Source organism: Modestobacter sp. NPDC049651 (assembly GCF_040659695.1).
Taxonomy (GTDB): Bacteria; Actinomycetota; Actinomycetes; order Mycobacteriales; family Geodermatophilaceae; genus Modestobacter.
In genome coordinates this window covers 128,320-151,850 of the sequence record NZ_JBFAOG010000008.1, presented here as the reverse complement: position 1 = coordinate 151,850, position 23,531 = coordinate 128,320, and the positions used below count along the sequence as shown (strand labels likewise).

At 74.7% G+C, this 23,531-nt stretch carries 25 protein-coding genes; 8 read left to right on the top strand and 17 right to left on the bottom strand.

What is annotated here, in order from left to right; genetic code table 11:
• Nucleotides 1–15 precede the first annotated feature (15 nt).
• From AB0J00_RS13530 to AB0J00_RS13460, 15 genes are all read right to left on the bottom strand, one after another.
• Complete coding sequence (locus AB0J00_RS13530) at nt 16–1,431, bottom strand: flagellar hook-length control protein FliK (protein WP_357745094.1); 1,416 nt, start codon at nt 1,429–1,431, stop codon at nt 16–18.
• The gene (locus AB0J00_RS13525) at nt 1,428–2,396 is read right to left on the bottom strand and encodes an NlpC/P60 family protein (protein WP_357745091.1); all 969 of its coding nucleotides are present in this window, start codon (nt 2,394–2,396) and stop codon (nt 1,428–1,430) included. Before AB0J00_RS13525 ends, AB0J00_RS13530 begins: the two co-directional genes overlap by 4 nt.
• Nucleotides 2,384–2,836 carry a flagellar export protein FliJ gene (locus AB0J00_RS13520; protein ID WP_357745088.1) on the bottom strand — a complete coding sequence of 151 codons (453 nt, stop codon included), beginning with the start codon at nt 2,834–2,836 and terminating at the stop codon, nt 2,384–2,386. Before AB0J00_RS13520 ends, AB0J00_RS13525 begins: the two co-directional genes overlap by 13 nt.
• Nucleotides 2,833–4,140, bottom strand: coding sequence for a FliI/YscN family ATPase (locus tag AB0J00_RS13515; protein WP_357745086.1), 1,308 nt, complete (start codon nt 4,138–4,140; stop codon nt 2,833–2,835). The genes AB0J00_RS13520 and AB0J00_RS13515 overlap by 4 nt, the downstream gene beginning before the upstream one ends.
• Nucleotides 4,137–4,967: a FliH/SctL family protein gene (locus AB0J00_RS13510; protein WP_357745084.1), complete on the bottom strand. Its 831-nt coding sequence runs from the start codon at nt 4,965–4,967 to the stop codon at nt 4,137–4,139. Before AB0J00_RS13510 ends, AB0J00_RS13515 begins: the two co-directional genes overlap by 4 nt.
• A gap of 67 nt (nt 4,968–5,034) precedes the next feature.
• On the bottom strand, nt 5,035–6,126 hold the full coding sequence (fliG, locus tag AB0J00_RS13505) for a flagellar motor switch protein FliG (RefSeq protein ID WP_357745081.1): 1,092 nt from the start codon (nt 6,124–6,126) through the stop codon (nt 5,035–5,037).
• 74 nt (nt 6,127–6,200) lie between these two features.
• Nucleotides 6,201–7,769: a flagellar basal-body MS-ring/collar protein FliF gene (fliF, locus tag AB0J00_RS13500; protein WP_357745079.1), complete on the bottom strand. Its 1,569-nt coding sequence runs from the start codon at nt 7,767–7,769 to the stop codon at nt 6,201–6,203.
• Nucleotides 7,769–8,104, bottom strand: a complete 336-nt coding sequence (locus AB0J00_RS13495) for a flagellar hook-basal body complex protein FliE (protein ID WP_357745076.1) — start codon at nt 8,102–8,104, stop codon at nt 7,769–7,771. Before AB0J00_RS13495 ends, fliF begins: the two co-directional genes overlap by 1 nt.
• A gap of 2 nt (nt 8,105–8,106) precedes the next feature.
• Nucleotides 8,107–8,508, bottom strand: a complete 402-nt coding sequence (locus tag AB0J00_RS13490) for a flagellar basal body rod C-terminal domain-containing protein (RefSeq protein WP_357745073.1) — start codon at nt 8,506–8,508, stop codon at nt 8,107–8,109.
• Between the two features lies 1 nt (nt 8,509).
• The gene (locus tag AB0J00_RS13485; protein WP_357745070.1) at nt 8,510–8,857 is read right to left on the bottom strand and encodes a flagellar basal body protein; all 348 of its coding nucleotides are present in this window, start codon (nt 8,855–8,857) and stop codon (nt 8,510–8,512) included.
• 263 nt (nt 8,858–9,120) lie between these two features.
• Complete coding sequence (locus AB0J00_RS13480) at nt 9,121–9,462, bottom strand: hypothetical protein (RefSeq protein ID WP_357745067.1); 342 nt, start codon at nt 9,460–9,462, stop codon at nt 9,121–9,123.
• A complete protein-coding gene (gene fliS / locus AB0J00_RS13475) occupies nt 9,459–9,845 on the bottom strand; it encodes a flagellar export chaperone FliS (protein WP_357745064.1) in 387 nt (128 codons plus the stop codon). The genes AB0J00_RS13480 and fliS overlap by 4 nt, the downstream gene beginning before the upstream one ends.
• A 29-nt stretch (nt 9,846–9,874) precedes the next feature.
• Entirely contained in the window at nt 9,875–11,302 is a 1,428-nt protein-coding gene (gene fliD, locus AB0J00_RS13470) for a flagellar filament capping protein FliD (RefSeq protein ID WP_357745061.1), read from the bottom strand.
• A gap of 107 nt (nt 11,303–11,409) precedes the next feature.
• A complete protein-coding gene (locus AB0J00_RS13465) occupies nt 11,410–12,228 on the bottom strand; it encodes a flagellin (RefSeq protein WP_357745058.1) in 819 nt (272 codons plus the stop codon).
• A 129-nt stretch (nt 12,229–12,357) separates the two neighbouring features.
• Nucleotides 12,358–13,293, bottom strand: coding sequence for a sigma-70 family RNA polymerase sigma factor (locus AB0J00_RS13460; protein WP_357745055.1), 936 nt, complete (start codon nt 13,291–13,293; stop codon nt 12,358–12,360).
• 175 nt (nt 13,294–13,468) lie between these two features.
• Here AB0J00_RS13460 and AB0J00_RS13455 point away from each other — a divergent pair, with 175 nt between their 5' ends.
• The 8 genes from AB0J00_RS13455 to AB0J00_RS13420 all read left to right on the top strand — a co-directional run bounded on the left by AB0J00_RS13455 (nt 13,469) and on the right by AB0J00_RS13420 (nt 20,010).
• Nucleotides 13,469–13,954: a flagellar protein FlgN gene (locus AB0J00_RS13455; protein ID WP_357745052.1), complete on the top strand. Its 486-nt coding sequence runs from the start codon at nt 13,469–13,471 to the stop codon at nt 13,952–13,954.
• A 31-nt stretch (nt 13,955–13,985) separates the two neighbouring features.
• On the top strand, nt 13,986–15,398 hold the full coding sequence (flgK, locus tag AB0J00_RS13450; RefSeq protein ID WP_357745049.1) for a flagellar hook-associated protein FlgK: 1,413 nt from the start codon (nt 13,986–13,988) through the stop codon (nt 15,396–15,398).
• A gap of 2 nt (nt 15,399–15,400) precedes the next feature.
• Nucleotides 15,401–16,306 (top strand): flagellar hook-associated protein FlgL, encoded by a 906-nt coding sequence (flgL, locus tag AB0J00_RS13445; RefSeq protein WP_357745046.1) that lies wholly within the window; start codon nt 15,401–15,403, stop codon nt 16,304–16,306.
• 140 nt (nt 16,307–16,446) lie between these two features.
• The gene (gene csrA / locus AB0J00_RS13440) at nt 16,447–16,689 is read left to right on the top strand and encodes a carbon storage regulator CsrA (RefSeq protein WP_357745043.1); all 243 of its coding nucleotides are present in this window, start codon (nt 16,447–16,449) and stop codon (nt 16,687–16,689) included.
• A 147-nt stretch (nt 16,690–16,836) separates the two neighbouring features.
• Nucleotides 16,837–17,463, top strand: a complete 627-nt coding sequence (locus tag AB0J00_RS13435; RefSeq protein ID WP_357745040.1) for a hypothetical protein — start codon at nt 16,837–16,839, stop codon at nt 17,461–17,463.
• A 133-nt stretch (nt 17,464–17,596) separates the two neighbouring features.
• The gene (locus AB0J00_RS13430; RefSeq protein WP_357745037.1) at nt 17,597–18,688 is read left to right on the top strand and encodes a flagellar biosynthesis protein FliA; all 1,092 of its coding nucleotides are present in this window, start codon (nt 17,597–17,599) and stop codon (nt 18,686–18,688) included.
• A gap of 240 nt (nt 18,689–18,928) precedes the next feature.
• Nucleotides 18,929–19,261: a hypothetical protein gene (locus AB0J00_RS13425; protein WP_357745034.1), complete on the top strand. Its 333-nt coding sequence runs from the start codon at nt 18,929–18,931 to the stop codon at nt 19,259–19,261.
• Nucleotides 19,258–20,010, top strand: a complete 753-nt coding sequence (locus AB0J00_RS13420; RefSeq protein ID WP_357745031.1) for a hypothetical protein — start codon at nt 19,258–19,260, stop codon at nt 20,008–20,010. The genes AB0J00_RS13425 and AB0J00_RS13420 overlap by 4 nt, the downstream gene beginning before the upstream one ends.
• 3 nt (nt 20,011–20,013) lie before the next feature.
• Here AB0J00_RS13420 and AB0J00_RS13415 read toward each other — a convergent pair whose 3' ends face one another.
• Nucleotides 20,014–22,017: an NlpC/P60 family protein gene (locus tag AB0J00_RS13415; RefSeq protein ID WP_357745028.1), complete on the bottom strand. Its 2,004-nt coding sequence runs from the start codon at nt 22,015–22,017 to the stop codon at nt 20,014–20,016.
• A 208-nt stretch (nt 22,018–22,225) separates the two neighbouring features.
• Entirely contained in the window at nt 22,226–23,527 is a 1,302-nt protein-coding gene (locus AB0J00_RS13410; RefSeq protein ID WP_357745025.1) for a citrate synthase, read from the bottom strand.
• Nucleotides 23,528–23,531 lie beyond the last annotated feature (4 nt).

Below are 23,531 nucleotides of genomic sequence, written 5' to 3'. Positions count from 1 at the left end.
GATCGGTGCTCCGTCTCAGACTCGGAGGTCCACGCCGGGTGACGTGGACGGGTCGGTCCCCGGGACGGGGCTGGTCGGTGCGGCGTCGGTGGGGTCGGTCCAGCTGCGCGCCGGGCCCTCGGGACGGGCGCCGCGCTGGCCCTGCTGGCCGTTGCCGGCGGTGGGGTCGGCGGTCTGCTGGCGGTCGGCCCGGCCGCCGAGGTCGGTGCCGGCGTCGCGGCCGACCTCGAGCTTGGCCAGGTCCAGCCCGGCGGACAGGAGGTCGCGGCGCAGCTCCGGCAGCGCCTCCAGGAGGGCGTCCCGGCCGTGCTGGTGGGCACCGTGCAGGGTCAGGTCGACCTGCCCGTCGGTGACGGTGACCGAGATCGACACCGGGCCGAGCGACTCGGGGTTGAGGACCACGGTGATCGTCGAGGCGCCGTCGGGAGCGCGGGTGAGGACGGCGAGCTGCTGGCCGAGCTGGGCGGCGACCGGGACCGGGGGCGCCGGGGCCGGCGTCGCCGGAGCGGTCACCGTGGGGGTGCCCGGCAACGGGGCCGCGGCGAGCACGGTGGCGAGGTCGCCGGGAGGCGCGGTGTCCGCGACCGGGACGGGCAGCGGGGTGGCCGGCCCGTCGGGGGTGTCGCCGGCCGCGTCGTCGGCGCCGGCGCCGGCGTCGGCCGAGGTCGGGACGACGGGCGCCGTGCTGCCGTCGACCGGGGCCGTGGCCGCGTCGGCGGGCTGGGCCGGCGCGGCGGCCGGGGCCGGCAGGGCGGCGGCGACCGCGGCGGGCACCGGGTCGGCGAGGGCGGGAGCGGCGGCCGACGTCGAGGCGGAGGTCGCCGGAGCCTGCGCGGCCGCCGGGACGACGGTCAGGCCGGGCAGGTCCGCCGCGGGGGCGGGCACCGCGACGGGAACCGGGGCCGGGGTGCCGTCGGCCGGCGCCGCGGCCGGCAGCGCACCGCCGGGCGGGACGGGGACGGCCGTCGCCGGGGGAGCGGCTCCGGCCGGCAGGGCGGCGCCGGGCAGCGGGCCGGTCGCGGGCACGGCGGCGGCCGGGGTGCCCGCCGCGACGGCCGGGTCGGCCGGAACGGCCGGCGGCAGGCCGACGGCGGTCAGCAGCGCCCACGCGCCGGCCGGGACCACCGGGGCCGCGTCGGGCGCGGGGGTGCCGGTCTCGTCGTCCGCCGCCGGTTCGTCGGTGGCGCGGGCGGGCGCACCGGCCGGACGCGGGCCGGTCGCCGCCGGGCCGGCCGGCTCCGGGGCCGCGTCGTCGGTCGGGCGGTCGGGGCGGTCGGGCCGCGGCGCGGGCCGGGCCGCGGTGCGCCGGCCGCCGCCCAGGGCGTCGTCGAGGGCGCTGGCGAAGCCGGGCCCGCCGTCGCCGGCGGTCGGTCGGCTGCCCGCCGGCGCGAGGGCGCCGGCGGCGAGGGGCAGCGTGAGGGGGGTGGTCATGCGTAGGCCTCCGCGGCGGTCAGCACCTTCTGGACGTAGCCCTGCGCCGCGGCGGGGACCCCGCCGGTGCGCTCGACGGTGCCCGGCCCGGCGTTGTAGGCGGCCAGCGCCAGGTCGGTCGAGCCGAACCGGCCGACCAGGCTGCTCAGGTAGCGGGCGGCGCCGTCGATCGACGAGGCCGGGTCGCTGGTGTCGACCCCGAGGCCGGCGGCCGTGGCGGGCATGAACTGCATCAGCCCGCGGGCCCCGGCCGACGAGACGGCCGAGCTGTTGAAGCCGGACTCGGTCTTGGCCACCCCCGCCAGCAGCGCGGCGGAGATGCCGTGCTTCGCGCCGGCCTGGGTGAACAGGTCCGCGTACGGCACCCCGGCGAGGCCGCTGCCGCCGCCGGTGCCCACGGCGCCGGTCGCGGCCGCGGCGTCGGGCAGCACCCGGCGGATGAGGGTCGGCGAGCCGACGTCCTGCACCTGCACGGCCTGGCCCTCCTGCGGAGCGGCGATCATCTTGCCGCCGCCGAGGTAGATGCCCACGTGGTCGATCCCGGGCCGGGACGAGGAGTGGTCGAAGAAGACCAGGTCGCCGGGCTGCGCCTGGGCCAGCGACGCGACCGCGCGGCCGGCGGTGGCCTGCTGCGACGAGGTGCGCGGGATGCTGATGCCCAGGTCGGCGTAGACGCGCTGGGTGAGCCCGGAGCAGTCCAGCCCCGTGCTCGGGTCGGTGCCGCCCCACGCGTAGGGGACGCCGAGGTACTTCTGCGCCGCCGCGACGACGGCCGAGCCGCTGCCGGGAGCCGTCGTCCCGGCGCCGGTGGCGGCGGCGGTGCCGCCCAGCCCCGCGGCGGCCGCCGCGCCGGCCCAGGCGCTGCCGGTCGCGGCAGGGGTGGCGGTGGTGCTGCGCGGCTGCAGCGCGGCGATCCGGCTGGAGATCTCGCCGATGCGCGCCTGCACGGCGCTCAGTCCCTCCACGTCCCCTCCTCTCCGTCGCGGGCCCGGCCGTGCTGACCGGTGACCAGGTCGTCGACCGTCCGGGCCTCGACCGCGTCGGCGGCGGCCTGCAGCTGCGCCAGGTGGCGCTCCCGCAGGCGTTCCAGCCCCTTGGTGCGCTGGGCGGCCGCCGTCCACTGGGCGCGCACCGCCTCGGCCTGCTCGGCCTGCGCGACGGCGAACGCCCGTGCATCTGCCACATCGGCAGCCGCGGACGCCGATGCGACCATCGCCGCGAGGAACTCCGCCCCGGTGCTGCTGGCGGGGGGCCGCCGGGCGGCCAGCGCGGTGGCCTGCTCCGCCGCGTGCTCGGCGGCGGCAGCCGCCCGGCGGGCCGCCTCCGCGGCGGCGAGCGCCGCGGCCTGCTGCTCGGTCTGCCGCAGCCGGAGCACCGGTTCCAGGCGGAACCGTGCCTGCTTCACGCCGCGGTCACCAGGGCGTGCAGCCGCGCCCACGCCTCCGCCGGGGTGGTGTGGTCGGCGGTCGCCTGGCGGAGGAACGCGTCGATGTCCGGCTGCAGCCGGCGGGCCCGGTCGACCAGCGGGTCGGTGCCGGTCTGGTAGGCGCCGATCTCGATCAGCTCGCGCACGTCGCGCAGCGCGCCGAGCATCCGGCGCAGCTCGCGGGCGTCGGTCATCTGCGCGGGCTCCGTCACCGCGGTGGCCACCCGGGAGATCGACTCCAGCACGTCGAGGGCCGGGAAGTGGCCGGCCGTGGCGAGCTTGCGGGTGAGCACCACGTGGCCGTCGAGGATCGAGCGGGCGGCGTCGGCGATCGGCTCGTTGTGGTCGTCGCCGTCCACCAGCACGGTGTAGAGGCCGGTGATCGAGCCGGTGGTGCTGGTGCCTGCCTTCTCCAGCAGCCTGGGCAGCATCGCGAAGACGCTCGGCGGGTAGCCGCGGGTCGCCGGCGGCTCGCCCGCGGACAGGCCCACCTCCCGCTGGGCCATCGCGGTGCGGGTGATCGAGTCCATCATCAGCAGCACGTCGGCACCGCGGTCGCGGAACGCCTCGGCGATGCGGGTGGCGACGAACGCGGCCTTCAGGCGCACCAGCGGCGGCTGGTCGGAGGTGGCGACGACGACGACCGAGCGGGCCAGCCCCTCGGGGCCGAGGTCCTCCTCGATGAACTCGCGGACCTCGCGGCCGCGCTCGCCGATGAGGCCGATGACCCGGATGTCGGCGTCGGTGCCCCGGGTGATCTGCGAGAGCAGCGTCGACTTGCCGACACCGGAACCGGCGAAGATGCCCATCCGCTGGCCGCGGCCGACCGGCGCCATGGTGTCCAGCGCCCGCACGCCGGTGGCCAGCGGGCGGCTCACCCGGGCGCGGGTCAGCGCGTTGGGGGTCTCGCTGGTGAGGTCGACGGTGTCGACCAGGCCGGCCAGCGACGGCCCGCCGTCCATCGGCCGGCCCAGGCCGTCGAGCACCCGGCCCAGCAGCGCCTCGCCGACCGGCACCTGCAGCGGGCGGCCGGTCGGGCGCACCGCGGCGCCGGCGTGCACGCCGGACAGGTCGCCCAGCGGCATGCAGGTCAGCCGTTCCCGGCTGATCGCGACCACCTCGGCGACCAGCGGCCGCGGGCCGGCGACCTCGACCAGGTCGCCGACCGCGGCGGTGATGCCCTCGACGGTGAGGGTCAGCCCCATCGCGCCGGTGACCACGCCGGTCACCAGCGGCCGCGCGGCCCGCCGGGCGACCTCGAGCAGCTCCAGGCCCGCGGTCACGAGCGCAGCACCGCGACCGCGCGCTGCAGCGCCGCGGACAGCTGGGCGTCGACCCGGCGGGCGCCGGCCTCGGCGACCGCGCCGGCCCGCTCGACGCCCGGGTCGGCCACCACGGTGACCGAGCCGGGCAGCCCGGCGAGCGCCCCGTCGGGCAGCTCGGCCAGGTCGTCGGGGTGCAGCCGGACGACGACCGGCACGTCGGTGGGGCTCAGGCTCAGCGCCCGGCGCAGCGCGTCCAGCCCCGGGGTCGCGGCGAGCGCCAGCTCCCGGCCGAGCAGCTCCTCGACCAGGGTGACCACCGCGTCGAGCACCGAGTCGCGCAGCTCGTCGGACGCCGGGGCGGTGACCTCCTCCAGCCGGGTGGCGGCGGCGGCCATCGCGGCGGTGGCCGACGCCAGCCGGCGCTCCCACCGGGCCTGCGCCTCGGCGAGCCGCTGCTCCGCGGCCTGCTCGGCGGCGGCCACCACCTGCTCGGCGGCGACGATGCCCTCGGCGTGCCCGGCGGCCCAGCCGTCGCGCCGCGCCTCCTCGCGCAGCGCCTCGAGCTGCTCGGCGTAGACCTCGCCGAGCCGGGGGCCGCCACCGCGGCGCCGCTCCGGGCCGGTGTACGGCGCCGGCTCCACCCGCTGCGGCTCGCCGGCCGGCGGGGCCGGCCGGGGCACCGGCACGGCGACCGTCTCCGCCGGCGAGGCGAGCACCACCGCGGAGTACGGCTGGGCGTCCGGCGCCGGCCGCGGGGTGCGCCGCCACGGCGCGGCCGCCGCGGCGGACTCGCCGCGCAGCAGCACCCCGCTGCGGGCCGGGCGGCTGGCGTCAGGCGATCTCATCTGGCCTGACTGCGCGCCCCGGTCCGCTCCTCGCTCGTTCCTCGCTGCGATGCCCCCGTGGCTGACGTCAGGCGACGAAATCGTCCTCACCGCCCCGGGCGATGGTCAGCACACCCTGCTCCTCGAGCGTGCGGATGACGCTGACGACCTTGGCCTGCGACTCCTCGACGGTGCGGGCGCGGACCGGGCCCATGAGCTCCATCTCCTCGAGCAGGTTCTCGCCCGCCCGCTCGGAGAGGTTCCGCACGACCTTGTCCCGCACGTCCTGCCGGACGCCCTTGAGGGCGGTGGCCAGGTCGTTGGTCTCCACGTCGCGCAGCACCAGCTGCAGCGACCGGTCGTCGATCGTGACGATGTCCTCGAAGACGAACATCTGCGAGCGGATCCGCTCGGCGAGCTCTGGGTCGCTCTTCTCCAGCCACTCGAGGATGGAGCGCTCGGTGGGCCGGGCGGAGCGGTTGATGATCTCGACGAGGGTCTCGACGCCGCCGACGGTCGACATGTCCTGGTAGGCCAGCAGCGAGCCCATCCGGCGGCCGAGCTCCTCCTCGACCATCCGGACCATCTCCGGCGAGGTGCGGTCCATGACCGCGATCCGGTAGGCGACGTCGGCCTGCTGGTCGGGTGCGAAGTTCGACAGCACCTCGGCCGACTGCGCGGCCGGCAGGTGCGCGAGCACCAGCGCGATGACCTGCGGGTGCTCGTCCTTGAGGAAGGTGACCAGCTGCCGCACGTCGCTGTTGCGCAGCGAGGCGAAGGGCAGCTCGGTGTAGACGACGTTGAGGCGGGACAGGATGCCGTCCGCCTTCTCCTCGCCGAGGCCCGCGGCCAGCACCTCGCGGGCCCACTCCAGACCGCCGGTGCCGACGAACTGGCTGGCCCGCATCATCGTGTGGAACTCGTTGAGCACGTCGTCGACGTCCTCGGGCTCCACGCCGGACAGCCGCATCAGCTCCTGGGTCAGCTTCTCGACCTCGGAGGGGCGCAGCCGGGACAGGATGGCGCCGGCGTCCTCCTTGGACAGCTGGGCCAGGAAGAGGGCCGCCTTGCGCAGTCCGGGCATCTCCTTGCGCGCCGGGAGGGCCGACCCCACGGGGGCCACGGCCGTCCCGGCCGCCGGTGCGATGCCGACGAGCTGCTCGACGCTCGCGATGCTCATGTCCTACCTCTCGGCAGTCCGGACGCCGACCGGGCACACCCGGCCGGCCCTGCGGGGGAACCGTTGCGGAGTCGTCACTTGGCGTCGGCGAACCAGCTGCGCAGCATGGTCGCGACCTCGTCGGGCTTGTCGCTGACCATCGCGGAGATCTCGCCGCGGACCTTCTCCCGCTGGGCGGCCATGAGCTCGGCCTCGCGGTCGTCGACGACGACGTCGCGGACGCTCTGCACCTGCAGCGGGTCCAGCTGCAGCGGCTCGTCGACCGCCTCCAGCTCCTCGTACTCCTCCTCGCGGCGCCGGCGCGAGCGCAACCAGGCGATGAGGACGACCAGACCGATCGCGGCCGCGATGCCGCCGGTCTTGATCATCTTCCACATCTGGGCGTTCTTCTCGGCGGCGGCGGCCGCGGCGAGGTCGGCGGCGGCCTGCTTGGCGGCCGTGGTGTCGAACGGCATGGCCGCGACGGTGATCGCGTCCCCGCGGGCGACGTCCAGGCCGACGGCGTTGCCGATCAGGTCCTGGATCTGCTGCTGGTTGAGCGCGCCGGCCTTCTGGTTGTCCATGACGACCGAGACGGTGAGCCGCTTGACCGCGCCCGGGGCGCCGTCGACGGTCTGGGTGGTCTTGCCGACGGCGTTGTTGTCGGTCGTCGACTCCTTGCCGTACGTGGAGTCGCCGCCGGTGCCCGTCCCGCCGGTGTCCTCGGCGCCCAGGATCCCGCCGACCGCGTTGCCGGAGCCGGTGTAGTCCTCCTTGGTGGTGCTGGAGGACAGCGGGGGGGTGCCGTTGACGTAGTTGTAGGTCTCCGACGTGGTGTTCGTCTTGTCGAAGTCCAGGTCGGCGCGCACCGAGGCGACCGAGTTCCCGGTGCCCACGACGCGGTCGAGGATGGCCTGGGCCTTGCCGGCGAGCCCGGCCTCGAACTCCTGCTCCTGGGCCGACTGCTGGTCGGTCGCGGCGGAGGTCACGCCGGAGCCGGCGGCCGACAGCACCGCGCCGGTCTGGTCGGCGACGGTGACGTCGGCCGGGTCCATCTTCTCGATGCTGGAGGAGACCAGGTGGGTGACCGCCTGCACCTGCTCGCCGCTGAGCTTGGTGCCGGGCCTGACGTCCAGCAGCACCGACGCCGTGGCCTTGCCCTCGTCGGTGGCGAAGACGTCGTCCTTGGGAAGCGCGACGTGCACGACCGCGTTGTTGACGCCGTCCAGCGCCTTCAGGGTGCTGGCCAGCTCGCCCTCGATGGCCCGCTGGTAGGTGACCTGCTGCTGGAACTCGCTGGTGGTGATGCCCGACTGGTCCAGCAGCGCGTAGCCGGTGTCGTTGCTGGCCGGCAGGCCCTGGCCGCTCATCGACAGCCGCTCGGCGTTGACCTTGTCCTGCGCGACCATGATCGTCGAACCGCCGTCGGTGAGCTCGTAGGCCACCCCGTCGGTGTTGAGCTGGTCGACGATCGCCGAGGCGTCGCTGGCGGCCAGGTTGGAGAACAGCGGGGCCATCGTCGGCTTGGTGACCCACTGGGTGAAGAACACGCCCCCGAGGACCAGCCCGGCGAGGAGCAGGCCGATGACGACCTTCTGCCCGAGGGAGATGGTCTGCAGCGTGGCGCGGACCTTGGCGAGCGGTCCTGCGAGGGCGGCGGGCATCAGACGTTCATCCTCATGATCTCGGTGAAGGCCGCGACCGCCTGGTTCTTCAGGGTCACCACGGTGTCGGTGGCCAGGGACGCCTCAGTGCTGGCGATCATGTAGTCGTGCGCGTCCTGCAGGTCGCCGGTCGCGGCGGCCCGCGCCAGGGTGTCGGCGGTGCCGTGCATCCCGTTGAGCGCGTCGATCTGACCGGTCAGGACGTCGGCGAACCCGCCGTCGCCCGTGCCGGTGGTCGCCGCGGGGCCGGCCGCCGAGAGGCTGCCGATCCCGCTGGTGTCGCCGATGGCGGACAGGCCCGGCGCGAAGCCGATGCCGGTGATCGGTGAGGTCATCGTCAGCCCTTCCCGAGCTGCAGCGCCGACTGGTAGGCCTCGGTGGCCGCCTTGATCGACGAGATGTTCGCCTGGTAGCCGCGCTGGGCCATCATCAGCTGGGTCATCTGGTCGCCCAGGTCGATGTCGGGGTAGCGCACGTAGCCGTCGGCGTCCGCGTCGGCGTTGTCCGGCTCGTAGACCATCCGGCCCTCGGCGCTGCCGAACTTCGCGCCGGCGACCCGGACGCCGCCCTCGCCGCCGTAGTTGAAGGCCTGCACGTCGACCATCCGGGCCCGGAAGGCGTCCTCGCCCGGGGCGTTCGTCGTGTTGATGTTGGCGATGTTGTCCGAGACGGCGTCCAGCCACTTGCGGTGGGCGTAGAGGCCGGTCCCGGAGATGCTGATGCTGTCGAAGAGGGCCATGTCAGGAAGTCCTCAGGGCGGACCGCAGCTGGGCGTACTTGCCGTTGAGGGCGTTGAGCGCCAGCTGGTAGCGGAGCCCGGTCTCGGTCTGGATGACCGTCTCGGTGTCGAGGTTCACGTTGTTGCCGTTGGTGTTCGTCGGGTCGGAGGAGCGCAGCTCCGCCGACCGGCCGGCCACCGGCGTCTCGCCGTCGGCCAGCTCGTTCTTCAGGGCCGACTCGAAGTCGACCCGGCCGGCCAGGTAGCCGGGGGTGTTGATGTTGGCGATGTTGTCGGCGGTGACGCGCTGGCGCTGCGCGAGTCCGCTGAGGGACGCGTGCAGGGCCGACATGGTGGTGTCGCCGATCACCGAGCACTCGTCTCGGGCGCGCGACGGGGCACGAGGACCTCCGGATGTCGCAGGACGCACGCACAGGGGACCCCTGTGCGTGTGAGCTCCGCCGATCCGTGGCAGATGGTGCTGTCCGTGCTCTCCAGTCATCGGCACCCTGGGCGGTGATCGTGACCATGTGCACCCGTTCGTGTGCACCGGGTTGCCCGACATGCGACGAGCCCGCCCGGCCGGAGCGGGTGCTCCGGCCGGACGGGCTCGGGGGTGTGGCTGGGACGGGGTCAGAGGGCCCGGTCGATGTAGGAGGCCACCGGGCGGGTCGGTGCGTAGGACATCCGGGCCGCCACGTCGCGCTGCTTCTGCGACTGGGTGATCCGCTCGACCAGCGCCTCCGCGACGGCGAGCTGGTGCTGCAGCAGCTGGGCCGCCCGCTCGCGCAGGTCGTCCGGCAGCGGGCCGAGGGAGCTCGGGGGCACCCAGTCGGTGGACCGGCGACCCCAGGTGGCGATCTCCTCGGCGCGGTTGCGGGCGAGCATCTGCTCGGCGTCGACCACGTGGTTCTCGAGCTCGTCGAGCACCGCCGGCCAGGTGGGGGAGGCCGGCTCGTCGCCGGGCCGGGTCATGCCGTGCCCGCGGCCAGCTGGGCGGCGGCCCCGCGCCACGCGTCGCGCAGCGGCTCGACGATCCGGCGGCAGTCGGCGACCCGGCGGACGTCGCCCTTGGTGTTGGCGGTGATCAGCTCGCCGAGCAGCCAGCCGTACAGCGCGGCGAGGCGGGGGCCGCCGTCCCAGATCTCGACCTTCAGGCTGCCGCGCAGCTCGATGACGATCTCCTGGGCGTGCAGCAGCGGCTCGCGGGCCTCGTCCCGGCGGCCGGCCACCAGCGCGGCCTCGGCCCGCTCGAGGTCCAGGGCCAGCCGGTCGTAGAGCATGACGAGCAGCTGCTGGGGGGAGGCGGTGCTGACCGACGCGCCGAGGTAACGGGCGCGGAGCGAGGGAGCAGTCATGGGGAAGATCTCCTGCGGTGGCTGTTCGGTCAGGACTTGGAGGAGGACCAGCTGGGCAGCGAGTTGATCTGGCCGGCCAGCCAGTTGCCCTGGCTCTGCAGGGTGCCCAGCACCGTCTCCATGGCGCTGAACTGGGCGGTGAGGGAGTCCTTGCGCAGCTGCAACCGGAGGTCCCAGGAGTCGATCTGGTCCTGCAGGTCGCTGCCGATGCTGTCCTGGCCCTTGGCGAGCGAGGTCAGCAGGCCGGAGGTGCTGTCGCTGGCCCGCTGGGCGAGCACCTGCAGCCGGGCGGCCAGGCCGTCGGTGGCGACCGCGTCGTCGACGCTGCCGGTCCTGCCGTCGGTGCCGGCGTCCACGGACCCGCCCAGCAGCCGCTGCACCACGGCCGGGTCGGCGGCCAGCTTGGCCTGGAACACCGACGCGTCGAAGGCGAGCCGGCCCTCCCGGGTGAGCTGGATGCCGGCCGAGGACACCGAGCCGTTGGTGCCGCTGGTCGCGCCGCCGCCGGTCACGGCGGTGGAGACGGTCTGCAGCACCTGGTTGGCCAGGTTCGTCAGGTCGAAGTTCCCCTTGAGGACGGCGGTGCTGCCCGCGGTCGTGTCGGTGTACTGACCGATCTTGTCCAGCACGGCGTTGGCCGCGGTCACCAGCGCCTGCACCTTGTCGGTGACCGCCTTGGTGTCCGTGCCGACCGTGACCGTGGAGGGGGTCGCGCTCGTGGCCGAGACGGTGACCGACAGGCCGGTCGCGAGTTCGCTGAAGGTGTTGGACGGCGAGGTCGCCACCAGCGAGCCGCCGATGGTGATCTGCGCGTCGGTGGGGTCGGTGGTGGCGAACGCGGAGCCGGCGGTGGTGGCGTCCTCACCCGGGGCCTGCAGCCGGAACTTGCTGTCCGCGCCCGTGGTGGTGCTGCCGACCTGCAGCTTGAACTGAGTCGGGCTCAGCTGGAGCACGGTCGCGCTCAGCCCGAAGCCGCTCTTGTTGATGGCGTCGGCGGCGTCGTTGAGGGTCGCGCCGGCCGGCACGTCGATCGAGCCGACGGTGGCGCCGTTCTCGTCGAGCACGGTCAGCGGCCAGCCGGGCTGCTGGGTGCGCACGTCGGCGGTGCGCGAGCTCCAGGTGGCCGTGCTGACCGAGGTCTGGGCGGTGGCGAGCTTGTCGACGGTGAAGGTCACGGAGCTGCCGGGCACCGCGGTGGTGCCGGCGCTCGCGGTGACCGCGGTGCTGCTGCTGGTGGCGCTGCGCGCCGAGGCGATGCCGGCGTCGGCGGTCAGGGCCTGCGCGGCCGTCAGGAGCCCGGCGAACGAGGTGTTGATGTCGCGGAAGGCGGCCGCGTCCTTCTGGGCGGCGGACAGCCGGCCCTTCAGCAGCGTCTGCGGGTTCGCCTCGATCTTCATCAGCTGGGTGATCATGTCGTCGTAGTTGATCCCCGAGATGAGCCCGGAGCTCACGCTCATGCCTGCCATGTCGATCTCTCCGGTCTCGGGTCGGGGGCGGTGACGCAGTGAGGGGGGAGGCCGGGGCCTCCCCCCTCACCGGGTGGTGCTCAGCGGAGCGGCGGAGATCAGCCCAGCAGCTTGAGGATGCCCTGCGTGGACTGGTTCGCCTGGGCCAGCATCGCGGTGCCGGCCTGGCTGAGGACCTGCGTCCGGGTGAAGTTGCTCATCTCCTCGGCCATGTCGGTGTCGCGGATCCGCGACTCCGAGGAGGTGAGGTTCTCCACCGTGGCGTTCAGGTTGTTGATCTTGTGCTCGAGCCGGTTCTGCACCGCACCGAGGTCGGCGCGCTGGTCGGAGACCTTGCCGATCGCGGTGTCCAGGGCGGTGATGGCGGCGCTGGCGCCGGACGCCGTGCCGATCGCGCCGCTGGCGCCCAGGGCGCTGGCGCCCATGTTGCCGATGTTGACGGTCAAGGTCTCACCGGCGTTCGAGCCGACCTGGAAGGCCTTGGCCGAGGCGCTGCCGTCCAGCAGCTTGGTGCCGTTGAAGGTCGTCTTGCCCGAGATGTCGTCCAGCTCCTTGGAGAGCTGCTGGAACTCCTTGTCCGCCTTGGCCTTGTCGGTGTCCTTCAGGGCACCGTCGTTGGCGGCCTGCACCGCGAGGTCACGCATGCGCTGCAGGATGGAGTGCGTCTCGGTGAGGGCGCCTTCCGCGGTCTGGACGACCGAGATGCCGTCCTGCGAGTTGCGGACGGCGACCTTCAGGCCACCGATCTGCGAGCGCAGGCCCTCGGAGATCGCCAGGCCGGCGGCGTCGTCGGCGGCCCGGTTGATGCGGAAGCCGCTGGACAGCTTCTCCAGCGACTTGTTCATGCTGTTCTGGGTGCTGCTGAGGTTGCGGTACGCGTTCAGTGCCGCGACGTTGGTGTTGACGCTGAGACCCACTGTGTTCCTCCGTGGTTATGGGCTGGTGCTGGTCGCCCGCTGCATCCGTGCTGCGGGGTGTTGCTCTCTCGGTAACGGCCGGTCGAGGTGGTTCCTTGACCCGAACCGCAGAACTTTTCCGCCGGTCCCTCAGGCGGGTTGGGCGTGGGTGCCCCGCGCGGGGTCCGGGCCGGCCAGGTGCCACGCCCCGCGGGCGCGGCCGCGCGGTGCCGGCACGACGGCCGCCGGGGCCGGCGCCGTCCGGGCGACCGCCTGCCGTGCCGACACCCGCTCGACGTAGGCGCGCTGCTGGTTGCGGGCCCGGACGCCGCCCTCGGCGGGCACCGCGCGGCCGTCCCAGACCTCGCTCATCGCCGCGTGCAGCAGGGTCAGCGCCCGGGCCCGCATCTGCGAGACCCGGGACAGCGTGACCCCGAGGTCCTCGGCGATCTCGGTCAGCGACTCGTTGCCGAAGAAGTTCCGCTCCACCACCTCGTCGAGCCGGTCGGGCAGCGCCCGGATCGCCTCGTGCAGGTGGCGGGCCCGCTCCCCGCGCAGCAGGGCGCGCTCGGGCGACTCGCCGGTGTCCGGGAGGTCGATCGAGCCGCCGTCGGTGCCGGTCTCGGCGTCGATGCTGACCATCACCGCCCGGTGCACGTCGACCTGCAGCGAGTCCAGCTCGCTGCGGGGCACGCCCAGGCTCTCGGCCAGCTCTTCGCGGGTCGGCGGGCGGCCGAGGCTGATGGTCAGCGCGTCGGCCGCGGCGTCGGTGCGCCGGGCGGCGGCCCGGACCGAGCGGCTGGCCCAGTCACCGGAGCGCAGCTCGTCCAGGACGGCGCCCTGCAGGCGGGGCAGCGCGTAGGTCGCGAAGGTGGCGCCGGCGTCGGGGGAGTACCGGCCGGCCACCTCCACCAGCGCGACGTGCGCGCAGGACAGCAGGTCGTCCCGGCTCACGTGCGGCGGCAGGGAGATCCGCGAGGCCACCGCGTTCACGGCGAACTGGGCCAACGGCAGGTGGGTGGTGACCAGCGCGTCGACGTCGGAGGAGAGGCGCTGGGTTCCCGCGGTACGGGCAACAGGTCTCACAGCAGTTCTTCTCGGCGGGTTGCGGGCGGCACGGGACCCGCCATCGGCAGGAATCTCCGACGACTTGAGCGATCTCGGCTTGACCGGCCGCCCGCGGCTGCCGAAGCCGACAGCGACGGACACCGCCGACCGGCCGGTGCGAGCGAGCGAGACGACGAGGGAAGGGGGCCGGGACATGGACCACCAGCACCTGTCGACCCTGCTGTGGCGGGAGCAGGAGCTGCTCGACCTGCTCCTGTTCAAGGCCGAGGAGAAGCAGTACCTGATCCTCACCGGCAAGACGCGCTGGCTGGCGCGCATCGCCCACGAGATCGAGGTGGTGCTCGAGCAGCTGCGCACCCTCGAGGTGGAGCGGGCAGCGGCCACGGAGCAGATCGCCACCCGGCTGGGGCTGGACGCCAACCCCTCGCTGCGCCAGCTCGCCGACTCGGCGCCGGCGCCGTGGTCGGACCTGTACGGCAAGCACCACGAGGCGCTGCTGACCCTGGTCAGCGAGCTGCGCGGGCTGTCCGACGCCAACCGCGAGCTGATCGAGGGCGGCCTGGCGGCCATCGGCGACGCGCTGCTGACCGCGCGCACCCCGTCGGCGGGCACGTACACCCACAGCGGCCGGGCGGCGGGCAACGCCTACCGCTCGGTGACCTTGGACGGTGCGCTGTGACGCGCACCCCCGGAACGGGAGAGCAGCACCAGTGAGCACGTTCTCCGGGCTGAACGCCGCCACCTCGGCGCTGTTCGCCCAGCAGCGCGGCCTGGACGTCACCGGGCAGAACATCGCCAACGTGAACACCGACGGCTACAGCCGCCAGCGCGCGGAGCTGCAGTCGGTGGGCGGTTCGACGGTGCCGGCCGTCTTCTCCGTCGGCGACAAGGTCGGCGGCGGCGTCTCGGCCGACACCGTGATCCGCATCCGCGACAGGTTCCTGGAGGGGCGGGCGCAGAACGAGCACGCGGCGGCCGCCAGCCTGACGGTCACCCAGGACGCGCTCGGCCAGATCGAGGACGCGTTCCGCGAGCCGGGTGACACCGGGCTGCAGTCGCAGCTGGACACCATGTGGGCCGGCTGGGCGGACCTGGCGAAGGAGACCGACCAGCAGGGCTCCGGGGCGCGGGCCCAGGTGCTGGAGCGGACCCGCACCGTGGTGGACAGCCTGCACACCACCGACCGGACGCTCGACCAGCAGTGGCAGCAGACCCGGGACAGCCTCGGCACCCTGGTCGCCGACGTCAACGCGGCGGCCACGTCGATCGCCGACCTCAACCAGGCGATCAAGCGCGGCCTCTCGGGCGGCCTGCCGGTCAACGAGCTCGCGGACCGGCGCGACGCGCTGGTCATGAAGCTGTCCGAGCAGGTCGGGGCGACCTCGGCGCTGCGGGACGACGGCACGCTGACCGTGTCGGTGCCCGGCGCCACGCTGGTCGACGGGACCTCGACGATCCAGCTGACCCTGCAGGGCGCGGCCACCTCGGCGACCGTGGCGGGCGACCCGCCGCGGATCGTCACCTCCCCGGGTGGCACGCAGATCCGCCCCAGCGGGACCGCCGAGGGCGACCTGGTCACCATGACCGACCTCATCCCGCGCTTCCGCGCCGCGCTGGACGGCATCGCCGCGCAGCTGGCCGGGCAGGTCAACCCGCTCCACCAGGCGGGGTTCGACGCGTCCGGGGCGGCGGGGGGACCGCTGTTCGTGCCGAGCACCGGCGCCGGCCCGATCACCGCGAAGAACATCCAGGTCGCCGTCACCGACCCGGGCAAGCTGGCCGCGGCCGGGCTGTCGTCGACGGCGACCGGCGGTGCGGTCTCCTCCGACCGGCTGAACGCCGGCGCGATCTACCAGCTCCGGCTCGACCCCGCGGGGGCCGACGCGACCTACCGCAAGATGATCGTCGGCCTGGGCGTCGAGGCCTCGGTCGCGACCAGCAACCTCAAGACGCAGTCCGTCATCAGCACGCAGGTGGACGCCTCCCGGGAGTCGGTCTCCGGCGTCTCGATCGACGAGGAGATGACCAACATGCTCAAGTACCAGCACGCCTACGCGGCCGCGGCGAAGATGGTCTCGGCCATCGACCAGACCCTGCAGACCCTGATCGGCATGGTGGGCTGACGATGATGCGGATCACCCAGCGCGCGATCAGCCTGACCAGCCTGCAGGGGCTGAACGCCAACCTGTCGGCGGTGAACCGGCTGCAGGAGCAGCTCACCTCGGGCAAGAAGATCAGCCGGCCCTCGGACTCGCCGACCGGGACCAACGCCGCGATGCTGACGCGCGCCGACCTCGCCAGCACCGACCAGCAGGCCCGCAACATCTCCGACGCGACGACGTTCCTGGACTCCGCGGACACCGCGCTGCAGAACATGATGACGCAGACCCAGCGCATCCGGGACCTCACGGTCCAGGCGCTCAACACCGGCGCGCTGTCGAGCGAGTCCCAGGGCGCGATCGCGGCCGAGGTGCGGCAGCTGCGGGAGAGCCTGCTCGGCCAGGCGAACACCGTCGTGCAGGGACGGCCGATCTTCGGCGGCGTGACGGCCGGCCGGACGGCCTACGACGCCGCCGGGGGCTACGTCGGCGTGGGCGGGACGGCCACCGTGCCGGTGTACCCGGTGACCCGGCAGGTCTCCGACGTCGAGCAGGTGCGGGTCGACGTGACCGGGCCGGAAGCCTTCGGCCCGAACGGCTCGAACCTGTTCGACGTGGTCGGCGACATCGCCACGCACGTCGCGGCGGGCGACGCGACCTCGCTGACCGCGGACCTGGACGCGCTGGACGCCGCCTTCTCCCGGATGAGCGACGCCGTGGCCGACCTCGGTGCCCGGCAGGCGCGCATCGAGAAGGCCGGCACGATCAACCAGTCCCGGCAGCTGAGCCTCACCGCCCGGCAGACCGACGTCGAGGACATCGACATGCCGAAGACCATCATGGAGCTGAACATGCAGAAGACCGGCTACCAGGCCGCGCTGCAGGCCACCGCCCAGGCCCTGCAGCCGACCCTGCTGGACTTCCTGCGCTGACGGCGGGTCCCGGGTGCTCCGGTCGGCGCCCGGACCTGCCGAGAACCACCACGGGGTGTGCACCGGGGAACCGGTGCCCCCCGTGTCCCGCCGACGGCGGGGTGCCACGGATGGCGACCAACACCCAGGAGGGGTAACCCATGCTCACTCTCACCCGCAGCGTCGGCGAGAGCATCCGGATCGGTGAGGACATCGAGGTCTACGTCGTGGAGGTCCGCGGCGGGACGGTGCGGCTGGGCTTCAAGGCCCCCCGCGAGGTGACCATCCACCGCGAGGAGGTCTACCGCCAGATCGCGGAGGCGCGCGCCCTCGCGGCGGAGGTCGCCGCGGACGCGCTCGGTGCCCTCTCCGCCTTCACTCCTGGGACGGACCGGTCCGCGTAAAAGACATCTACAAAGATGTGGGCGATTCGCCTCAACATCTGCGAAACCCGTCCGCCTCACTAGTCACAGGACGGCGAGTCCTGCCGTCGACATTGCGGCTGCTGCCCAAGATTTCCCCCACACCGCACGTTTCAGGGGGAGAGCACGATGGCACGCACCGCAGTCAACGCCCGGTCCGTCCGCACGGCTGACCGCTCGGTCGTCACCGAGCCGGTCGCGGCCGACGCGGTCGACCTGCGGCTGTTCGACGACGTCGACGTCGCCGACCTGGACGCCGACGGTGGTCTCGGTGGCGGCCGCTTCGAGCCGGCCGCCGCCGACACCGTCGTCGTCCACGTGCAGCTGCGGCCGCGCCGCTCGGCGACCCGCCGGTGCCTGGCCGCGCTCTCCGCGCTGGCCGCCCAGCACCCCGGCGTGAGCTTCGCCCTCACCGGCCTGAGCAAGGACGACCGGGTGGTCCGGGTGACCGTCGGCGTCGAGCTCGGCCCGCGCGACCAGATCGCCAAGTTCTCCGCCGAGGCGCAGGCCGCCTACGCCTTCGTCGACGGGCTGTTCACCCAGCTCTACGACCACATGCCGGTCTACGTCGCCGAGCCGGCCGAGGCCGAGCGCGGCGCCGCCGCCGGGGTGCTCGCCGCGTTCGCCGCGCCGTCCCCCCGCGCGCCGCAGCCGCGGATCCCCAGCCCCCGCCAGCCGGTCGACGCGTCCGCTCCGCTCGCCGCCGGGGTTCTCGTGCCCGCGCCGCGCCGCGGCGACGTGCCCGTCCCCGCGTAACGCGACCCGCTCCACCCTCCCGCGCCGCCGGCCCCGCCGGCCGATGCCGGCCGTCCTGCGCGCCGGTCCTCCGGCGACCCCGTCGCCGCCACCACCCACCTCGCCCACCTGCACTTCCCCTCAGGAGGACCCGGTGTCCGACCGCACCAACGGCCAGACCGCCGAGCCGACCCGCATCCGCGAGCCCCTCGTCTTCGGGGGCATCCCGGAGGCCGACGGCTGGGCTCTGGCCCCCATCACCCCCCGCGACCGGGTGCACTTCCGCACCGACCGGGAGCTGCCGCTGGCCGGCTTCCGCGCCGCCCTGCCCGGCGACGTCACCGTCACCTACGACGAGGGCGACGGCCTGTACCGGGTCGACGGGGCGCCCGGGACCGCGGACGCGCTCGCCGCCGCGGTGCGCGGCTGGTGCGCCGAGCACGGGTACGCGACCGTGGGCCTCCGGCCGGAGACCGACGTCCGCCGCCGCTCGCCGCGCGACCTGCCGGCGGCCTTCCTCTCCGACCTCTGCCGGCACTACTGCCGGGTCAGCCTCAAGCGGCTGCAGCGCAACATGAGCACGATCCGGCTGCACCTGCCCGACAACGACGACATCGACCAGCAGGTCGCCGAGTGGGTGCTCAAGGCCGTCGCGCAGTACGACGAGGGCAAGGGCGTGCCGTTCGGCGCCTTCCTCGCCACCCAGCTGTCGAAGTGGGTGCACGACCTGGGTCGCAACGCCTACGGGCGCACCGCCGCCGACACCGAGAACAAGCAGCAGAAGGCGATCGCGGCCTTCACCGCCGAGCACCAGCGCCGGCCCAGCGAGAAGGAGCTCGCCGCCTACATGGGGCAGAGCGTGGCCACCCTGCGCCGCAACTCGCAGACCGTCGCCACCCTCAACGGGCTGCGCAACCTGCAGTCGCTGGACGGCGGGACCGAGACCGTGGAGTTCGTGCTCCCCGACAGCGCCGAGGTGCCCGACGAGATCATGGGCGAGGCCGAGCAGACCCTGCTGTCCCACGCCCTCACCGCCGCCTGCGCGCCCGACCCCACCGCCCGCCGCGACCAGCGGGCCGCGCAGCCGAACGTGCTGGGCTGGGCGACCTGGTACCTGACCACCTGGGGCGGCCAGACCAAGACCCAGCTGTCGGCGGACCTGGGCACCTCGGTGCGCAACATGAACGTGCACGCCGACCGCGCCGAGCGTGCCCTCAAGGAGCGCCTCACCGAGCTCGCCGGCTGACCCGGCGGCAGCACGTCGACCCGACCCGTCGGGCCCGTTCCGGGCCCGGCGGGTCGTCGCGTTCCCCGGGCGCGCCGGCCCGCAGCGCGCACCCAGGGATTCTGTGCCCGCGCCGGGTCCACCGGGCCTGCTGCCTGCCGATATCTCGGACGTGATCGTCGTCGCCCCCCTCCGCCACCGCGCGGGACGCGTCCCGGCCGGCTCGCAGCCGGCCGGCGGGGCCACCCGGTGACCGCGGCGATGGACGACCCGACCCAGGCCGTGCTCGTACCGCACTGGCTCAGCGGCCCCGACCGCGCCGAGGTCGAGCGGGCCGTGCAGGCGGCGCTCGACGGCGCGCCGGTCCACCCGGTCGCCGCCATCCACCTGGGCGACGTCCTCACCGAGCTGCACGTCGCCGCCGCGCGCGAGGTCGTCTGGCCTGCGCCGGTCGCGCGGGTGCGCCGGGCCACCGGCTGGGGCGCCGACGTCGTCCCGGTCCGGCTGTCGGCGGTCGAGCTGGCCAGCGTCCTCTCGCTGGCCGACCTCGCCCCGCAGGCGCGGACCGCGCTGACCGGCGGGCGGAGCGCGTGAGCGAGGGACGCTTCGGCGCCCCGGCGGGGCTGCTCCAGCGGCTGGTCCGCACCGAGGTCCGGGTCGGCGACGTCCGGGACGCCGTCGAGCAGCTCGGGCCGGTCCCCGCCGGGCTGCAGCTGGGCCTCGAGGACGCCGGCCGCGGCCCGCTGCTGGTGCTCGAGGAGGGCGGCCGGTCCACCCGGGTGCTGCTGGCCGAGCTGGCGCTGGAGATGACCCGGGCGCACGTCGCGGCCACCCCCGACGCCGTCACCGCCGCGCTGACCTCGTGGCTGGCCCACCGCCCGGTGCCCGACGCCGCGGCCGCCGAGGCCGGGATCGCCGTCCTCGACTGGGCCGACCGCCGGCACACCGAGCTCGGCTGGCAGGTCGTCGTCGTCCGGGACGGGCTGACCGTGCCGTGGCGGCCGACCGCCGCGGCGACCACCGCCCTGGTGCACCGGACCCGCTCGGCGGCGCTGGGCAGGTCGTTCACCGTGCCCGGCCGGCTGCGGGTCACCGGGCCGGTCGGCGTCTGGACGCACCCGGACACCCCGGGCCTGGACACCGCCGTGCTCGTGCGCCCGGAGGAGCTGCTCCGCGAGATGGCCGGGGCGGGCCTCCGGCTGCGCGACGTGCACGTGGTGGTCACGCCCCGGCGGCCGGTCGCCTGCGCCGACGCCGGGGTCGCCCGGCGGCTCGCCGCCGAGGGCACCGAGCCCTGCCGGACGCTCCCGTGGACGGCGCTCCCCGACCTCGGCTGGGTCTGACCGTCAGTCGAGGGAGCCGAACTCCCAGTGCCACGGCTCCGGGTTCTGCCCGGTCAGCTGCGCCCAGCCGGGGTGCACCCAGCCGAACTGCCCGGCGTTCGCGGCCATCCACGCCGTCTGCGGGGTGCCGAAGGCGTTGATGCCGCCGCACAGGTCGACCGCCAGGCCCCACCCGTGGTTGGACGTGCCCGGCACCGCCGTGATCCGCGGCTTCCGCTTGTGCGCGTCGACCTGGGCGGCGTACGAGCGGTAGGAGTCGGTGATGCACAGCGGGGTGCCGAAGGCCTGCCGGTAGGCGTCGGACATCGCGGTGTAGGCCGCCGCGGCGTCGCAGCGCAGCCACTGCCCGCCACCGAGGCGGCACAGGTCCTCGACCGGGATCCGGCCGTTGCGGTACCCGCCCCAGGCGCCGTTCTTCGTGACCACCGGGGTGGCCGGCGGCGGGGGAGCGCCGCAGTCGGCCTGCTGGCTGCCGGGCGGGACCGGCGCGGGGGAGGCCGGGGGTGTGGTGACCCGGACGGCGGTGCCCAGGTCGGCCACCTGCCGCACGGCCACCTGGTACTGGCCGGCCGACGCGGCGAGCACGGCCGTGCCGCCCAGGTACAGGCCGACGTCGTCCAGCCCGGTGCCGGCCTCGGTGCTGAACACCAGGTCGCCGACCTGCAGCTCGCCGGCGGACACCGGGGTGCCGGCCTGCCACTGACCGGCGAGAGTGCGGGGCAGCCCGACACCGGCCTGGGTGAAGACGTCGGCGGTCAGGCCGGCGCAGTCGTAGGCGGTCGGACCGGTCTGGCCGGCCACGTAGGCCTTGCCCAGCTGCGCGAAGGCGGCGCTCACGGCCACCACCGTCTCCGCCGGCAGCACGGTGAGGGTCTGCCCGGCGACGTAGGCCGCAGCGACGCCCGGCACGGCGGAGCCGGCCGCGGTGCGCAGCGGCGCCAGCCCGGTGGGCAGCGCGGTGAGGTCGGCCAGCGCGGCCGCGGGCGGCGGGGTGATGCCGGCGTCGGCGAGCTGGGCCAGGTAGCCCTGCCAGCCGGCCAGGGCGGCGGTGTTCGCGGCCTGCTGCGCGGCGGACACCTGCCCGGCGCCGCCGAGCTGGGCCCAGCGGGTGACGACGGCCGGGTCGAGGCCGGCCACCCGGTCGCGGATGCCGGTGAGCAGGGCGGCGGCCCGCTGCCGCGACTCGGCGGCGTGGGTCGCGGCGGTCTCGGCGGCGTCGGTGTAGGACGCGGCCTCGACGGCGGCCGCGGCGGCGCGGGCGACGGCGGCGTCCTGCCGCTGGGTCAGCTCGTCGGCGACGGCCTGCTGGTGCAGCGCCTCGGGGGCGGTGCCGGGGGAGCGCACCGACAGCGTGCCGACCGGGAACCGCTGGGCGGCGCTGCGGCGGTAGGCGGCCGACGCGTACGCCCCGACGGCCTGCCGTTGCGTGGCGGCCGTCTCGGCGGCCCGGTCGCCGGACTCGCGGGCGGTGCGGACCTGGGTGTCGAAGCGGGCCGCGGCGTCGAGGGCGGCGCGGTAGCGGGCGGCGTCCGTGGCGAGCGCGGTCGCGGCGGCCTGCGCGCGGGCGGTGAGGTCGGTGGCCGCGGGGGAGGAGACGGCGCCGGTGGGCGGCTGCACGAGCACTGCCAGCACGGCCGAGACGGTGAGCACCGCGCCGAGGACGATCCCGGCGCGGCGGGCGAACCGGAGCAGCGGCACCCGCAGCGGGGTGCGCTGCCGCCGGGCGGGCCGGCGGCGGGCGGCGGGGCGGGGCCGGGTGCCGGGCGGGCGGCCGGTCGACGTCCGCGCCGTCGCCGTCCGGGTCGTCGTCGTCCGGGTCGTCGCAGTCCGGGTCGTGGTCGTCCGCGTCGTCCCCGGGCGCGGCGCGGCGGTGGTGCGCGGTGCGGTGACCCGGGGGGCGGTCGTGCGCGCGCCCGCGGCCGGGCGGCGGGCCGGGGCGGCGGGCCGGCCGGTGGGGGACTGCGCCCGGGACCGCGGCGCAGCGGGCTGCGCGGTCGGTGCGGGCACGGTCGTTCCCCCTGGGTCCGGGCACCGGTCCGGGCGGAACGGTGTCCCGATCCCATCGACCTGCCCCGGGAGGGGGTGAAGAGCCGCCACCCCATCGGGGGGTGGCCCTCACCCCGGGGGGTGAGGAGCAGGGGTGCGGGGGTGACGGGGCCCGGGAACGCCAGTGGCCCAGGACCGCGGGGGTCCTGGGCCACTGCTGTCCAGCGGGTCAGCGGTCGCCGATCTCCACGAAGGAGCGCTCGGCCTCGCCGGTGTAGACCTGCCGCGGGCGGCCGATCTTGGTCGTCGGGTCGGCGATCATCTCGCGCCACTGGGCGATCCAGCCGGGGAGCCGGCCGAGCGCGAACAGCACCGTGAACATCCGGGTGGGGAAGCCCATCGCCCGGTAGATCAGCCCGGTGTAGAAGTCGACGTTCGGGTAGAGCTTGCGCTGCACGAAGTAGTCGTCCGACAGCGCGATCTCCTCGAGCTGGCGGGCCAGGTCGAGCAGCTCGTTGTTGCCGCCGAGCTTGTCGAGCACGGTGTCGGCGGTCTGCTTCACGATCGCCGCGCGCGGGTCGTAGTTCTTGTAGACCCGGTGGCCGAAGCCCATCAGCTTGACGCCGGGCTCCTTGTCCTTGACCCGGGCGACGAAGCGGTCGATGTCACCGCCGTCGCGCTTGATGGCCTCGAGCATCTCCAGCACCGACTGGTTGGCGCCGCCGTGCAGCGGGCCGAACAGCGCGTTGATGCCGGCGGAGACCGACGCGAACAGGTTGGCGTGCGAGCTGCCCACCAGGCGCACCGTGGAGGTCGAGCAGTTCTGCTCGTGGTCGGCGTGCAGGACGAAGAGCATGTCCAGCGCCTTGACCAGCTCCGGGTCGGCCTCGTACGGCTCGGCCGGGAACCCGAAGGTCATCCGCAGGAAGTTCTCGACCAGGCCCAGCGAGTTGTCCGGGTACAGCATCGGCTGGCCGACGGACTTCTTGTACGCGTAGGCCGCGATCGTCGGCAGCTTGGCCAGCAGCCGGACCGTCGAGAGCTCGACCTGCTCCTGGTTGAAGGGGTCCAGCGAGTCCTGGTAGAAGGTCGACAGCGCGCTGACCGCCGAGGACAGCACCGGCATCGGGTGCGCGTCCCGCGGGAAGCCGCCGAAGAACCCCTTGAGGTCCTCGTGCAGCAGCGTGTGCCGGCGGATCCGCTGGTCGAACGCCGCCAGCTGGTCCGCCGTCGGCAGCTCGCCGTAGATCAGCAGGTAGGAGACCTCGAGGAAGCTGGCCTTGCCGGCCAGCTGGTCGATCGGGTACCCGCGGTACCTCAGGATCCCGGCGTCACCGTCGATGTAGGTGATCTCCGAGGTGCAGGAGGCGGTGTTGACGAAGCCGATGTCCAGCGCGACCTTGCCGGTCGTGGACAGGAGCTTGCCGGTGTCGATGCCCTCGGCACCCTCGGTGGCAGGAACGACCCGCAGGGGGAGCTCGCCGCCGGGGTAGCGCAGGGCCACGTCTGGGGTGCTGGCTGTCTCGCTCATCAAC